This is a genomic window from Sinomonas sp. G460-2 (assembly GCF_047759905.1).
Taxonomy (GTDB): domain Bacteria; phylum Actinomycetota; class Actinomycetes; order Actinomycetales; family Micrococcaceae; genus Sinomonas.
Map to the genome: position 1 here is coordinate 1 of NZ_JBKZWT010000080.1, position 14,129 is coordinate 14,129.

A 14,129-nucleotide genomic window follows, 5' to 3' on the forward strand; every position below is an offset into this window, starting at 1 on the left:
CGCAGCGACGAGCGCGGCGTCGCCGGTCTCCCGCGCGACGTCGGGGCCGGCCCAGACCGGCGAAAGCAGGCCTCGATCCGCAGGATCAAAGCCAGCCGGGTCGCTGGACGAGGCGCGGGCGGCGGGATCCGTCATGGGGACTCAGCCCTCGGCGTGGAAGTCGAGGAACACGGTCTCGTCCTCGCCCTGGAGCCGGACGTCCCAGTGCAGCGAGCCGTCGGCGAGGCGTTCCGCGATGACCGTCTTCCGGCGCGCGGGCTCGAGCGAGCTGAGGAGGGCGTCGTTCTCGAGCGCCTCGGTGTCCTCGGGGAGGTAGACGCGGGTGAACAGGCGGTTCATGAGGCCGCGCGCGAAGACCGCGACCGCGAAGAACGGCGCCTTGCCCGGCTCGGTGGCTCCCGGGTTGACGGTCGAGAAGACGTACTTGCCGGAGTTCCCCACGGGCGTGCGGCCCCAGCCGGTGAACGTGTAGCCGTCGCGGATGAGCGAGCCGGTCTCGTGCGGGACGTTGCCGTTCGCATCCGCCTGCCAGATCTCGAGGATCGCGTCCGGGATCGGGTTGCCCTTGCCGTCGTAGACCGTGCCGTGGAGCGTGACGCTGTTCGGGCTGCCCGGCGGGACGAGCTCGCCGCCCTTCTCGAACGGCAGCGCGTAGCCGAAGAAGGGGCCGACGGTCTGGCCGGGGGTGGGGATAAGTTCAGTGCTCTTCGGTGTCTCAGTGCTCACTATCGCCCTGCTCTCCATACGCTTCGTTCTCGGTCCACGTCCGCTTCGAGCCGGTGAGCACGATGTCCCACTCGTAGCCCAGCGCCCACTCGGGCGACGTGAACTCGTGGTTGTAGCGGGCCACGAGACGATCCCGCGCGTCCTGATCGACGATCGACTGGTAGATCGGGTCGAGCGGGAACAGCTGGTCGCCCGGGAAGTACATCTGCGTGACGATGCGCTGCGTGAACTCCGTGCCGAAGAGGCTGAAGTGGATGTGCGCGGGGCGCCACGCGTTGAGGTGGTTCTTCCACGGGTAGGCGCCGGGCTTGATGGTCAGGAACTCATAAGAGCCGTCGGGACCCGTGATGCAGCGGCCCACACCCGTGAAGTTGGGGTCGATCGGGGCCGGGTGCTGGTCGCGCTTGTGGATGTACCGGCCTGCGGCGTTCGCCTGCCAGATCTCGACGAGCTGGCCCGCCACGGGACGACCGGCGCCGTCGACGACCTTGCCGCGCAGGATCATCCGCTCGCCCTGCGGCTCGCCGTTGTGCTGAATCGTGAGGTTCGATTCGAGCGCGTGCACGTCCTGGTGGCCGAACGCCGGGCTGTAGAGCTCGATCGTCTCGGGGTCAGCGTGGTGCAGGGTCTTCGTGGGGTGCCGCAGGATCGAGCTGCGGTACGGCGGGTAGTCGACACGCGGCTGCGTCTCCGCGGGCCGACCCGCGGCGCGGGCCGCCTTGTAGCCCTCTTCGATGTCGCGGATCTCCTGGCTGACAATCGCCTGATTGTCAGCCGCGGCGTCCGACGACTTGACGGGCTCGCCCATGGTTCCTCCTCTAGCTTCCTTGCCGAGTGCCCCGCGAGCGGCACTGTCTCCTTTTCGAGGGTACAGGCCTGTTCGCATTCTGCACAAGTGTTCGCCATGCGAACACTTGCGACAAATGGGCGGTCCCTGCCAGCGTAGGTTCCGAGGTGCGGCGCGGATAGGTTTCTTCCGTTGAACGGAAGTCTTGCGTGCCTCGCCCTGAGGGGGTCTGAGAGGGCCTTCCTCGCCACCCGCGAAGGGGCGTAGGCATGGAGGGTAGACCTTTTCAACGATGGAGGTATCCCTCATGCGTTACCGCACACTCGGAAGTTCGGACCTCGAGGTCTCGGAGATCTCCCTCGGCTCGTGGCTCACCTACTCGGGCGGTGTCGAGGCCGATCAGACGCGGGCCTGCACGGAGGCGGCCTTCGACGCGGGCATCAACTTCTTCGACACGGCGAACGTCTATGGGCGCGGCGCCGCCGAGACCGCGTGGGGCGAGATCCTCTCGAAGCACCCGCGCGATTCGTACATCCTGGCCACGAAGGTCTTCGGCCAGATGTCGGACACCGACTCGGGGCTCTCGGGCGAACAGATCGCGAAGCAGATCGACGCCTCGCTCACGCGTCTCCAGACGGACTACGTCGATCTGTACCAGGCGCACCGCTTCGACGCGACCGTGCCGATCGAGGAGACGGTGGAGGCGTTCCAGAAGGTCGTCGAGCAGGGCAAGGCCCGCTACCTCGGCTTCAGCGAGTGGACGCCCGAGCAGATCCAGGCGGCGATCGACATCGCGGGCCCGGACCTCTTCGTCTCGTCGCAGCCGCAGTACTCCATGCTGTGGCAGGCGCCCGAGGCGGAGGTGTTCCCGCTGTGCGAGGCGAACGGCATCTCCCACATCGTGTGGTCGCCGCTCGCGCAGGGCGTCCTGAGCGGCAAGTACAAGCCCGGCCAGCCCATCCCGGCCGACAGCCGCTTCGCAAGCGAGACGATGAACGTCTCGAAGGACCGGCTCATCACCGAACCGATCCTCGAGGCCGTCCAGCGGCTCGTGCCGATCGCCGAGGGTGCCGGCATCAGCCTGCCGACCCTCGCGCTCGCGTGGGTGCTGCGCCGGAGCGAGCTCGCGTCGGCGATCACGGGCGCCTCGCGGCCCGAGCAGGTCCACGCCAACGTAGCCGCCTCGGGCGTCACGCTCACCGACGACGTCCTCAAGGCCATCGACGAGGCGCTCGGCGACGTCGCGGTCAAGGGCCCCGAGTTGGCCCCCAACGCCCAGACGGGCGTGAAGCACCGCTAACCCGGCACAGCCCACCCAACCCACAACACAACCGAGGACGACGGCGGCGCGCGGGCGCCGTCGTCGTCCTTTCGTTGTGTGCGCGAAAGGCCGCGCAGTGGCGCGGACCACACAAGGGGCTTGAAGCGTGACCGCGGTGCGCCCTACCATGGTTGAGCGATATTAGAACTCGACGTTCTATTATCGAACACGCTCTCTGATGGCCCCAGCCGTCCACAACGAAGTGAGGAAAGCCCGTGCATTTCCACCACCACGGATACGTCTCCGGTGACCCGCGAGTTCAGCCGGCCGCCGGCGTCGGCATCGACCGGCCGGACGAGCTTCCCGACGAGGTCGACGTGCTCATTGTCGGGACGGGGCCCGCGGGCATGATCACGGCCGCGCAGCTGTCCCAGTTCCCCGACGTCACGACCCGCATCGTGGAGCGCCGCCCCGGGCGGCTCGAGATCGGCCAGGCCGACGGCATCCAGGCGCGCAGCGTCGAGACCTTCCAGGCGTTCGGCTTCGCCGAACGGATCATCGCCGAGGCGTACTGGATCACCGAGATGGCCTTCTGGAAGCCGGACCCCCAGGACCCCTCGCGCATTGTCCGCGCGGCCCGCGCGGTCGACGACGAACTGGGCATCAGCGAATTCCCGCACCTGATCGTCAACCAGGCCCGCGTCTTGGACTACTTCGCCGAGGTCATGGCGAACTCCCCCACGCGCATGAAGCCGGATTTCGGCTACGAATTCCGCGGGCTCGAGGTTGCCGATTACGGCGACTACCCCGTGACCGTGACGCTTGTGCACACTGCCGGGGCCCTCGAGGGCCAGGAGCGCACCGTCCGAGCGAAGTACGTGGTCGGGGCCGACGGAGCGCGGAGCAAGGTCCGGCAGTCGATCGGCTGCATGCTCGCCGGGGACCAGGCCAACCACGCGTGGGGCGTCATGGACGTGCTCGCGGAGACCGACTTCCCGGACATCCGCGAGAAGTGCGCGATCCAGGCCGAGAGCGGCAGCATCCTGCTCATCCCCCGCGAGGGCGGGCATCTGTTCCGCATGTACGTGGACCTCGGCGAGGTCGCGTCGGACAGCCGCGGCACCGCGCGCAGCACGACGATCGAGCAGATCATCGCGAAGGCGAACGAGATCATGCACCCCTACACGGTCGAGGTCCGCAACATCGCGTGGCACAGCGTCTACGAGGTGGGCCACCGCCTGACCGACCGGTTCGACGACGTGCTCCCCGAGCAGCTGGGCACGCGCACCCCGCGCGTCTTCATCACGGGGGACGCATGCCACACGCACTCCGCGAAGGCCGGGCAGGGCATGAACGTCTCGATGCAGGACGGTTTCAACCTGGGCTGGAAGATCGGACACGTGCTCGAGGGGCGCGCGCCGGAGACGCTCCTCTCGACGTACTCCGCCGAGCGCCAGGTGGTCGCGAAGAACCTCATCGACTTCGACAAGGAATGGTCCTCGCTCATGGCGAAGAAGCCCGAGGAGTTCGAGGACCCCTCGGAGCTCGAGGACTTCTATGTGCGCACGGCCGAGTTCCCCGCCGGGTTCATGACGCAGTACGCACCGTCGATGCTCATCGCGGAGCCCGTGCACCAGGACCTCGCGACCGGCTTCCCGATCGGGAAGCGCTTCAAGTCGGCTCGCGTCACTCGGGTGTGCGACACGAACCCGCTCGAGCTCGGGCATCAGGCGACCGCGGACGGCCGCTGGCGCATCTACGTGTTCACCGACGCACCCGAGGCGGGCGCGCCGTCGCGCGTCGGGGACTTCGCCGAGTGGATCGCGAACGCTCCCGACTCGCCGCTCGCCGCGACGCCCGAGGGCCTCGACCGCGACGCGTGGTTCGACGTCAGGGTGATCTACCAGCAGGACTACAGGAACATCGACCTCGGCGCGGTTCCGTCGGCGTTCAAGCCTCAGGTCGGGCCGTTCAGGCTCACGTACCTCGAGAAGGTGTACGGGGCGGTTCCGTCGGAGGACATCTTCGACACCCGGGGGCTCTCGAGGGACGGGGTGGTCGTGGTGGTCCGTCCGGATCAGTACGTGGCGAACGTCCTGCCGCTCACCGCGACGGCGGAGCTCGGCGCGTTCTTCGCTCGGATCCTGGGGGCGCGGAAGCCGGAGACGGTCTGACCGACGGGAACGGGAATCCAAGAGCCCGCCGCCCGCCCTTGGACACGGGCCGCACGCGTCCTACCCTGAAGCCGTCCACAAGGTAATTCGTCTCTGCTGGGAAGCTGGAGGCTCGGTGGGGCGGCTAAGGAGTGCGCCATGCCAACCAACACCGTCACGGGCCTCAGTGTGAAGTCGCTCGACGAGCCCGAAGAGAAGCGCCAGCCGGCCAAGTCTGCCATCGACATCTCCACCGTGAGCGACTACACGATCGGTCGCTTCTCCTTTGAGAAGGGCTGGAGCTGGTCGGAGAGCATCAAGCCCGTCGTCAAGACCGATAGTTGCCAGAACAGCCACGTGGGGTATTGCCTTGCGGGCACCCTCGAGGTGCAGCTGACCAGTGGGGAGACGGCCACGATCAAGGCCGGCGACACCTTCGCCATTCCCCCGGGCCATGATGCCCGGGTGCTGGGTGACGACAACTTCGTGTCCATCGAATTCCTGAGCGCCGCCACCTACGCCAAGCCCGCGTGACACCCCCGGGATCGAAGTAGCCCCGAGGCACGCGCGGCGGGGTGTTGGCCGGTTCCCGACCGGGTTTGGTCCCTCGATCAGGCCCAAATCGGCGTGTCGGGGCGCGACACGCCGGCTGAGTCTCGGAGAGCTGGTCGGAATCGGCGACAACCGAGGCGACAGCGCAAGTGAGCGGACGACGGCGGGTGGGCACCCGCCGTCGTCCGCTCTTCGTTGTCTGGGCGCGCTCACCCCAGCCGGGCTTCTTCCGGGTGGGGCCTACCGGCCGCCCTCGATCTTCCGGCTGCGCTGCTGGACGGCCTTCGGCCCGTACGGGTAGACCTCGACCTGGGGCGCACTGATCTCCGTGAGCCGCTGCAGCTCCTCGGGTGCGAGCCGCAGCTCGGCCGCCTTGAGGTTGTCGGCGAGCTGCTCGCGCGTCCGCGCGCCGAGGATCACGGACGTCACGGCGGGCTGGTCCGCGACCCAGCGCAGGGCCACCTGCGCCGAAGACACGCCGTTGGCGTCGGCGACCTCTCGCACGGCGTCGATGATGTCCCACGTGCGCGACGCCGCGTTCCGGGCGTCCCAGGCTTCCATGCCGCGCTGCGGGTTCTCGCCCAGACGCGTCGCACCGCTCGGGAGCGTATCCCGCTGGTACTTGCCGCTCAGCCAGCCCCCGCCGAGGGGCGACCAGGGCAGAAGCCCCATTCCTGCGTCGAGCGCCGCGGGCACGATCTCGAGCTCGATTCCTCGCACCAGGAGGCTGTACTGGGGCTGGAGCGTCGCGGGCGCGGCCCAGCCGTGGGCCTTGGCCTCGTAGGCGGCCTTCGTGAGCTGCCAGCCGAGGAAGTTGGAGAAGCCGTAGTAGCCGATCTTTCCCGCCGACACGGCGTTGTCGAGGAACCGCAGCGTCTCCTCGATGGGCGTCAGCGGGTCCCACGCGTGCATCTGGTACAGATCGATGTGATCCGTGCCGAGGCGCCGCAGCGACGCGTCGAGCGCGGTGCGGAGGTGCCGCCGGGACGTGCCGAGATCGTTGGGTCCCGGACCCATGGGGAAGCGGGCCTTCGTGGCCACGACCATCTGCTCACGCTGGGCGGGATTCGCAGCGAGCCACTTGCCCACGATCTCCTCCGAGGTACCGGAGCTGTAGACATCGGCCGTGTCGATGAAGTTGCCTCCCGCGGCCGCGTAGTCGTCGAGTATCGCGTGCGACGTCGCCTCGTCGGCTTCCGCTCCGAACGTCATCGTTCCGAGGGCGAGGGCGGAGACGACCGCGCCGTTCGTTCCGAGATTGCGGTATTCCAACGGAACCTCCGTGGGGTGGCTGAGGGTTTTCCGCGTCCCAGCCTATGAGGGCTGCCATGCGGCGGGAAAGGGGTTGCCGCCGGTTGCCAGCCCAGACGCTCCCGGGGGCCGAGACCGCGCCTTCCCCCCAAATGCGTCCCTGCGAAGGCGCGGCCCACAGCTCAGAGCGTAGGGCCTAGTTTCATCTCCTCCGTGGCGGAGGCACGGATCTCAGTGGTGCTGGACAGGAGCTCCGGGACGGCTCGCGTCCCGCTGAGGGCCGGAGCCAATATGCTTGCCGTATACCGATTTGTATACCCACAGGGCGCCGCTCAGGTAGAATAGAATCATGACGGCCACCACCATCAAGGTTTCCCGCGAGCTGCGGGACCGCATCAACCATGACGCCGAGGACCGAGGGCTCACCGCCGCGGCACTCTTGGCCGAACTTGTCGATGAGTACGAGCGCGCACAGCGATTCGCGGCCGTGCGGCGGGCCTACTCAAGTCTTTCCGTCGACGGCGACGAGGCAACCGAGTCTGCCCTCTGGGAGGCAACGCTTGCGGACGGCCTCGCGGATGCCTGACGTTGGCCGAGGAGAGGTCGTCTGGGTCGATCTTGACCCCACCAAGGGCAGCGAACAGTCGGGCCGTCGGCCCGCGCTCGTCGTCTCCAGCGATGACTACAACGCGAGCATTCCGCGCGTCATCATCATCCTTCCCGTCACCACCCGGGACAGAGACCTCCCCCACCACATCCTGCTCGAAGGACCGGCCCTGACCCTGAAGCAGGCCAGCTTCGCCATGACCGAACAGCCCCGGACCATCGACCGCGAGCGGATCACCGGTACGGCCGGCGCGGCCGACGAGTTGACCATGCGCCGGGTCGACGTCTGGCTGCGGGACTTCCTCGACCTTCGGACCGGCCGCTAGGCCAACACGGCGGGCTAGTCCCCGCTCCCCTGGCGCGCCCAATCCTCGACGCGCTCGGTCGCGGCCCAGCTCGCGAGGAGTTGCAGGGACTCCGCGGACTTCGATCCGGGCTCGGCCGGATACACCGTGAGCGTGAGCCCCGGATCCTCCGCGAGCTGAAGCGCCTCGAACATGAGCTCGATGTCGCCCACCACGGGGTGGCGGAAGAACTTGTTGCCCGAATAGTGGCGCCGCACGTTGTGGGCGGCCCACCTCACGCGGAACTCCTCGCTGCGCATGGACAGCTCGCCGATGAGGTCGGCGAGGCCCTTATCGTAAGGGTTGCGGCCCGATTCGGTCCGGAGGATCGCGACGTTGTTGTTCGCCGCGAGGTCCCAGTCGGGGTAGAAGTCGAGCGCCAGCGGGTTCAGGAAGATGAAGCGCGAATGGTTCGCGGGCCTCACGGGGTCCGTGTACATCGGCGAGTAGAGCGCGACGCCGAGCGGGTTGGACGCGAGGATGTCCATGCGCCCGTTCCGCACGAACGCGGGCGCGCCGGTGATCGCGTCGAGCATGAACTGGACGCTCGGTCGGATGCGCTGCTTCTGCGCCTTGCCCTGCCGCGGGCGGGACGAGGCGTTCGCCGCGCGGGCGAGGTCGAAGAGGTGGTCTCGCTCGGCGTCGTCGAGCTGGAGTCCACGGGCCAGCGCGTCGAGCACGCTCTCGGACACCCCGGAGAGGTTCCCGCGCTCGAGCCGCGTGTAATAGTCCACGCTCACCCCGGCGAGCATCGCGGCCTCCTCGCGCCGCAGGCCAGCGACCCGTCGATTGCCGCCGAACACGGTCAGCCCGGCCTGCTCCGGCGTGATCCTCGCGCGACGCGACGAGAGGAACTCGCGCACCTCCACCCGATTGTCCATACAACCAACGCTACGCGGGACGGGACGATGAGAGGGAGGTACTGGCAGAACTAGGATCACGAGGGCTCTCCCGCACTCCGCGGAACCCCTGTTCGATAGGAATGGACTCGTCGAATCTGGAAAGGATTCCCATGGACTACAGAACCGTCGGATCGACCGGCGTGCAGGTTTCCCCGCTGTGCTTCGGCACCATGTCCTTCGGCGCCGAAGCAGACGAGGAGACCTCGGCCGCGATGTACCGCCGGGTCCGCGAACTCGGCATCAACTTCTTCGACACCGCCAACGTGTACAGCGGCGGCCGCTCCGAAGAGATCCTCGGCAAGCTCGCGGCCGGCGAGCGCGACGACCTCGTCATCACGTCGAAGGTCGGCTTCCCCATGGGCGCGGACCCGAACGCCCAGGGCCTCTCGAGGCGCCACATCATGCAGTCGGTCGAGGCGAGCCTCGCGCGCCTCGGCACGGACCGCATCGACTTCTACTTCGTCCACACCTTCGACGAGCGCACCCCGATCGAGCAGACCCTCCGCGCGCTCGACGACCTCCAGCAGCAGGGCAAGATCCTCTACCCCGCCGTGAGCAATTGGGCCGCATGGCAGATCGCGACCGCGCTCGGGGTCTCGGCCCGCGAAGGCCTGGCCCGGTTCGAACTCATCCAGCCGATGTACAACCTCGTCAAGCGGCAGGCGGAGGTCGAGCTCCTCCCGCTGGCCCAGGGCGAGAACCTGGGCGTGATCACGTACAGCCCGCTGGGCGGCGGGCTGCTCACGGGCAAATACCGGGCGGGACAGCAGCCCGCCGGCGGTCGGCTCGTCGAGAACGCGCGCTACACGGACCGCTACGGCGCGGAGAGCGACCGCGTCACCGCCGAGCGCTTCGTGGGCTTCGCGGACGACGCCGGGGTCTCGCCTGTTGCGCTCGCCGTCGCCTGGGCGATGGGTCACCCGGGCGTCACAGCCCCGATCGTGGGCGCCCGCAACGTCGAGCAGCTCGAGGGCTCGCTCGCGGCCCTTGAGATCGACCTGACGCCCGAGATCCGCGACCAGATCTCGGCCCTCTCCCCCACGCCGCCGCCCGCCACGGACCGCGCCGAGGTGCTCACGGGGAAGTGGGGGTAAGTCCATGCCGCAGCAAACGGCGCGACACCCGGCCATGACAGCGGGGCTCACGCTCCTGTTCGCCGTGGCCGGGGGCGCCGCCGTCGGGAACCTGTATTGGGCCCAGCCGCTGCTCGACGCGATCGCGGCCGATCTGCACGCGTCCGCCGCGACCGCGGGCTGGCTCGTCACGGCTACCCAGCTCGGCTACGCCGCGGGGATCCTGCTCATCGTGCCGCTCGGCGACGTGCTCGACCGGCGGCGCCTCGTCGTCGTCATGATGCTCGCCTCCGCCGCGGCGCTCGTGCTGTGCGCGCTTGCGCCCTCGATGGCCTTTCTCCTCGTCGCAGTGAGCCTCCTGGGCGTCACGACCGTCGCGGGGCAGATCCTCACCCCGCTCGCGGGCGACCTCGCCGACACCGCGCATCGCGGCCGCGTGGTCGGCACCGTCGTGGCGGGCATCCTCACGGGCATCCTCGCGTCGCGGACCATCAGCGGCCTCGTTGCCGCGGCCGGCGGGTGGCGGGCCGTGTATGCGGTGGCCGCGGTCGCCGTCGTCGTTCTCGCGGGGCTCTTGTACCGCGTCCTTCCGCCGCTCGCACCCAAGGCGAGCATCCCGTACGCGAGGCTCCTCGCGTCGGTGGGCGCCGCCCTCGTCAATGAGCGCTCGGTGCGATGGACGCTCGCGCTCTCCACCGCGGGGTTCGCGGCATTCACGCTGTTCTGGACCTCGCTCACGTTCCTGCTCGCGGGCCCGCCGTTCAACTACCCGGTCGCCGTGATCGGGCTCTTCGGACTCGCGGGGATCGCCGGTGCCGTGACGGTGCAGCGCGCGGGCCGCCTGCATGACCGCGGCTGGTCACTGCCCGCGACCGGCATCGCGTGGGCGCTCGCGCTCGCCTCGTTCGCGCTCGCGGAGTTCGCGCGGAGCTCGGTCGTGATCGTCATCGCGGTGGTCTTCGTGCTCGACGTTGCGATCCAAGGCCAGAGCGTGCTCAACCAGACCCGGCTGCTCTCCCTCTCGCACGAGGCCCGCAGCCGCCTCAACACGGTCTACGTCACGGCGAACTTCATCGGCGGCGCGATCGGCTCGGCGGCCGCCGCACTCCTGTGGTCGGCGGGCGGGTGGACGGCCGTCGCCGCGGCGGGCATCGCACTCAGCTGTTTCGCGCTCGCCGTGTGGACGATTGGCCGGAAGGGCCCGCTCGCGGTCCCGAAATCCCCGGAATCTCCGTAATCTTGCGCCTTTGACGCGCCACTCCAGCGCATTTGTTGCACAGACGTTCTCCCATGGGTTTATCGTGGTCCCGCACGACCGGGTCCCAGGCGCCCCACCTGGCTCGGCGCCACCCACTGCGGGAGGAACCACCATGGTGCTGAAACGGCCTTATCGGAACTACCGGGAAATGCACTTGGGCGACGTCCTCGACGAGCTCATGCGCCGCCGCCAGCTCAGCTGGTCGTGGTCCTATACGAGAGCCGAGCTCCAGCCCCTCTTCGTGGTCACGCTAGCGACGAGCGGGCCCTGGTCCTACCACCTCAAGGGCGCCGAGGACCTTGCGGCAAGGATCGCGGCCCGCGAGCACATCGCGTGGCTCCCGGTCCCCGAACCCGGCACGGAGGCTGGCTACCGCGCGACGCTCGCGGCGATGGCGGACCTCGAGCGCGAGTTCGCCATCCCGGCCCTACGGCCCGCCTATCGCGGCGAGCCCGCTTAAGATTCAGCGTGTGAGCACCGTCCCCACCCCCGGCACGACCCGTGATGCCAACCTGCTGCGGACCGGGCTCCGCCTCGAGTACGCCACGCTGGGCTGGAACGTGGTCGAGGTCGGGTTCATCGGCTACGCCGCGGCCCTGGCCGGGTCCCCGGCACTGGCTGGCTTCGGGCTCGATACCCTCATCGAGATCTTCGCCTCGCTGGTCGTAGTGTGGGAGCTGAAGGGCGTGCATCGGGAGCGCGAGGCGCGAGCTCAGCGGCTCATCGGCGTCGCCTTCATGGTCTTGGGCCTGTACCTCACCGCCCAGGTCATCGTCGTCTTGGCCTCGGGCTCCCGCCCGGAGGCGTCCCCGCTCGGCATCGTCTGGACTGCACTCACGGTGGTCGTCATGTTCGGTCTCGCGTGGGGCAAGCTGCGAACCGGGCGCCTCATGGGGAACCCCGTCTTGGTCAGCGAGGGCAAGGTCACGCTCATCGACGGCTATCTCGCGGCCGCCGTAACGCTCGGCCTGGTGCTCAACGGGCTCTTCGGCTGGTGGTGGGCCGATCCCCTGGCCGGCGTGGTAGTCATCGCCTACGCCGCCCGGGAGGCGTGGGAGACGTTCAAGACGTGACGGCTTAGGCCTGGCCCTGCGTGGCGGGCGGGACGCGCAGGCTTCCGTACCGTTCCATGCGGTGCCACCGCAGATGGACGCCCGCGAGCGCCGTCACGACGGACTGGATGACCACGAGGTACATGAGCTGCCGGTAGACGAACTGCTGCAGCGGGAGCGTCCAGAGCGGGCGCAGGGACTCCTTGTCGAGGCGGAAGGCGTACCCGGCCATGAGCAGCTGGACGGCGAGGAACACGAGCCAGAGGGCGCCGATGCGGACGGGGTCGAGGAAGATCAGGCCGTAGATCGCGAAGATGTCCACCACCGGCGCGAAGAGCGGCAGGAGCACCTGCAGCACGAGCAGGTAGCCGAGGCCGCGGCGTCCGAGCTTGCCGGCCTGCCCGCCCTGGAACACCGCGCCTCGGTGCTTCCACATGGCCTGGAGCGTGCCGTAGCACCAGCGGTACCGCTGCTTCCACAGCGCGCCCAGCGTTGCGGGCGCCTCGGTCCAGGCCCGCGCGTCGTCCTGGTAGACCACGCGCCAGCCGTCGCGGCACAGGGCCATCGTGAGGTCGGTGTCCTCGGCGAGGGTGTCGGCGCTCACGCCGCCCACCCGGAACAGGGCGTCGCGGCGGAACGCGCCGATGGCGCCGGGGACGGTCGGCATGCACTCCGCGACGTCGAAGAGGCGGCGGTCGAGGTTGAAGCCCACCACGTACTCGATGTGCTGCCACGCGCCGAGGATCCCGCCGCGGTTCGCGACCTTGGTGTTCCCGGACACGGCGCCGACGCGAGGATCGGCGAAAGGCTGGATGAGCGCACGGACGGTGTCGGGCTCGAAGACGGTGTCGCCGTCGACCATGACCACAAGCTCGTGGGACGCGAGCTCAAGGCCCGCGTTGAGCGCGGACGGCTTGCCGCCGTTCTGCTTTCGGACCACCCGCACGCCTGGGAGGCCGAGCGCTTCGACGAGGTCCGCGGTGCCGTCCGTCGAGCCGTCGTCGACCACGATGATCTCGACCGGATGCTTCGACGCCGCGATGGACCGGACGGCGGCCTCGATCCCCGCCGACTCGTTGTACGCCGGCACGATCACCGTGACCGGCTCCGTGATCTCGGGCCGGATCGGCGTCGTGATGCGGCGGCGGCCGCGGCCCGCGTTCTGCGCGCGGCGGGCCGCCCGGCGGTGCCGGGCCGCGAAGCCGATCACGAGCACGGCCCGGATGAACGTCACGACGCCGCTCGCGAGGAGCGCCCACGAGATTCCGGTGACGACCCAGTCGCTCAGCCGGATGCCCCACACGAACGCCGCGCCGCTCAGCTGTTCCGCGGCGGTTGCGTCCCGCATGCTCGTGATCCCCACGGCCTCGCCCGCGGTCGTGACCTTGAAGCCCTGGTTCGCGAACGCCGTGAGGCTCGCGTCGAGGGCGGCGACGCTCTGATCCCTGTCTCCCCCGCCGTCGTGCATGAGGAGCACCTGGCCCTGCGGGCCTGTCGGGGAGAGGTTCTTCACGATGGTCGCGACGCCGGGCCGCTGCCAGTCCTCGCTGTCCTTCGTGGTGAGGACCGTGAGGTAACCCTGGTTCGCCGCGGCGCGCATGGCGGCCCACGTCCCGTCCCTGACCGCGTCGTTCTCCGAGCTGTACGGCGGGCGCAGGAGCGTCGCAGCGTGGCCCGTGATGCCCGTGATCACCTGCTGGTCGCCCTGCACCTCGAGCTGCTGGCGCCAGGCGGGGGCGCTCCCGAGGTCGGCGTGGGTCAGCGTGTGGACGCCGATCTCGTCGCCGTCCGCGACGATGCGCTGCACGATCTCCGGGTAGTCGATCGCGGCCGAGCCGACCACGAAGAACGTCGCGTGCACGTGGTGCTTCTCGAGCACGTCGAGGATCTGCGGCGTCCACTCGGGATCGGGGCCGTCGTCGAATGTGAGCGCGAGGGTGCGGTCCGGAGCTGCGACGGTGCGCACGGTCGCGCCCCGCGCGTCGACGACCGGACCGCCGTGGGACACCGCGTCGGGGACGGTGCCCGCGGAGCCTTCCGCGGGGACCGAGTCGTCGCCGATCCCGGCGAGGTGATGGATGTAGCCCTGGACTGTCAGCGCGACGCCGACGGCGATCAGCACGGCGAGGAGGACCGCCCAGTGGGCCCGCACACGGGCAGGCCG

General features: G+C 69.2%; 14 protein-coding genes. 9 read left to right on the forward strand and 5 right to left on the reverse strand.

Translation table 11 applies throughout. The features are described from left to right. Positions 1 to 141: 141 nt before the first annotated feature. Together pcaG and pcaH are read right to left on the reverse strand one after the other, a co-directional pair. The gene (pcaG, locus tag ACLN58_RS09915) at positions 142 to 726 is read right to left on the reverse strand and encodes a protocatechuate 3,4-dioxygenase subunit alpha (protein WP_415855097.1); all 585 of its coding nucleotides are present in this window, start codon (positions 724 to 726) and stop codon (positions 142 to 144) included. Further along, entirely contained in the window at positions 716 to 1,534 is an 819-nt protein-coding gene (gene pcaH, locus ACLN58_RS09920) for a protocatechuate 3,4-dioxygenase subunit beta (RefSeq protein WP_415855098.1), read from the reverse strand. Before pcaH ends, pcaG begins: the two co-directional genes overlap by 11 nt. Before the next feature lie 286 nt (positions 1,535 to 1,820). Here pcaH and ACLN58_RS09925 point away from each other — a divergent pair, with 286 nt between their 5' ends. From ACLN58_RS09925 to ACLN58_RS09935, 3 genes are all read left to right on the forward strand, one after another. Continuing rightward, positions 1,821 to 2,813, forward strand: a complete 993-nt coding sequence (locus ACLN58_RS09925) for an aldo/keto reductase family protein (protein ID WP_415855099.1) — start codon at positions 1,821 to 1,823, stop codon at positions 2,811 to 2,813. Positions 2,814 to 3,049: 236 nt separating this feature from the next. Continuing rightward, on the forward strand, positions 3,050 to 4,948 hold the full coding sequence (locus ACLN58_RS09930) for an FAD-binding monooxygenase (protein WP_415855100.1): 1,899 nt from the start codon (positions 3,050 to 3,052) through the stop codon (positions 4,946 to 4,948). 138 nt (positions 4,949 to 5,086) lie between these two features. Further along, the gene (locus tag ACLN58_RS09935) at positions 5,087 to 5,461 is read left to right on the forward strand and encodes a cupin domain-containing protein (protein WP_415855101.1); all 375 of its coding nucleotides are present in this window, start codon (positions 5,087 to 5,089) and stop codon (positions 5,459 to 5,461) included. 258 nt (positions 5,462 to 5,719) lie between these two features. Here ACLN58_RS09935 and ACLN58_RS09940 read toward each other — a convergent pair whose 3' ends face one another. Then, the gene (locus tag ACLN58_RS09940; RefSeq protein ID WP_415855102.1) at positions 5,720 to 6,751 is read right to left on the reverse strand and encodes an aldo/keto reductase; all 1,032 of its coding nucleotides are present in this window, start codon (positions 6,749 to 6,751) and stop codon (positions 5,720 to 5,722) included. A 328-nt stretch (positions 6,752 to 7,079) separates the two neighbouring features. Between ACLN58_RS09940 and ACLN58_RS09945 the strand changes: the two genes are divergently transcribed. Next, positions 7,080 to 7,316 carry a hypothetical protein gene (locus ACLN58_RS09945; RefSeq protein ID WP_415855103.1) on the forward strand — a complete coding sequence of 79 codons (237 nt, stop codon included), beginning with the start codon at positions 7,080 to 7,082 and terminating at the stop codon, positions 7,314 to 7,316. Continuing rightward, on the forward strand, positions 7,309 to 7,662 hold the full coding sequence (locus ACLN58_RS09950; RefSeq protein ID WP_415855104.1) for a type II toxin-antitoxin system PemK/MazF family toxin: 354 nt from the start codon (positions 7,309 to 7,311) through the stop codon (positions 7,660 to 7,662). Before ACLN58_RS09945 ends, ACLN58_RS09950 begins: the two co-directional genes overlap by 8 nt. 14 nt (positions 7,663 to 7,676) lie before the next feature. Here the strand turns inward: ACLN58_RS09950 and ACLN58_RS09955 are convergent, their stop codons facing one another. Next, positions 7,677 to 8,561, reverse strand: coding sequence for a helix-turn-helix transcriptional regulator (locus ACLN58_RS09955; protein WP_415855105.1), 885 nt, complete (start codon positions 8,559 to 8,561; stop codon positions 7,677 to 7,679). 131 nt (positions 8,562 to 8,692) lie between these two features. Between ACLN58_RS09955 and ACLN58_RS09960 the strand changes: the two genes are divergently transcribed. From ACLN58_RS09960 to ACLN58_RS09975, 4 genes are all read left to right on the forward strand, one after another. After that, the gene (locus ACLN58_RS09960) at positions 8,693 to 9,676 is read left to right on the forward strand and encodes an aldo/keto reductase (protein ID WP_415855106.1); all 984 of its coding nucleotides are present in this window, start codon (positions 8,693 to 8,695) and stop codon (positions 9,674 to 9,676) included. Between the two features lie 34 nt (positions 9,677 to 9,710). Further along, positions 9,711 to 10,892 (forward strand): MFS transporter, encoded by a 1,182-nt coding sequence (locus ACLN58_RS09965; RefSeq protein ID WP_415855107.1) that lies wholly within the window; start codon positions 9,711 to 9,713, stop codon positions 10,890 to 10,892. A 133-nt stretch (positions 10,893 to 11,025) separates the two neighbouring features. After that, positions 11,026 to 11,373: a hypothetical protein gene (locus ACLN58_RS09970; protein ID WP_415855108.1), complete on the forward strand. Its 348-nt coding sequence runs from the start codon at positions 11,026 to 11,028 to the stop codon at positions 11,371 to 11,373. Between the two features lie 10 nt (positions 11,374 to 11,383). Further along, positions 11,384 to 11,986, forward strand: coding sequence for a cation transporter (locus ACLN58_RS09975; RefSeq protein WP_415855109.1), 603 nt, complete (start codon positions 11,384 to 11,386; stop codon positions 11,984 to 11,986). A 4-nt stretch (positions 11,987 to 11,990) separates the two neighbouring features. Here the strand turns inward: ACLN58_RS09975 and ACLN58_RS09980 are convergent. Further along, positions 11,991 to 14,129, reverse strand: a 2,139-nt coding sequence (locus tag ACLN58_RS09980) for a bifunctional polysaccharide deacetylase/glycosyltransferase family 2 protein (RefSeq protein ID WP_415855110.1), incomplete at its 5' end; no start/stop codon positions are given.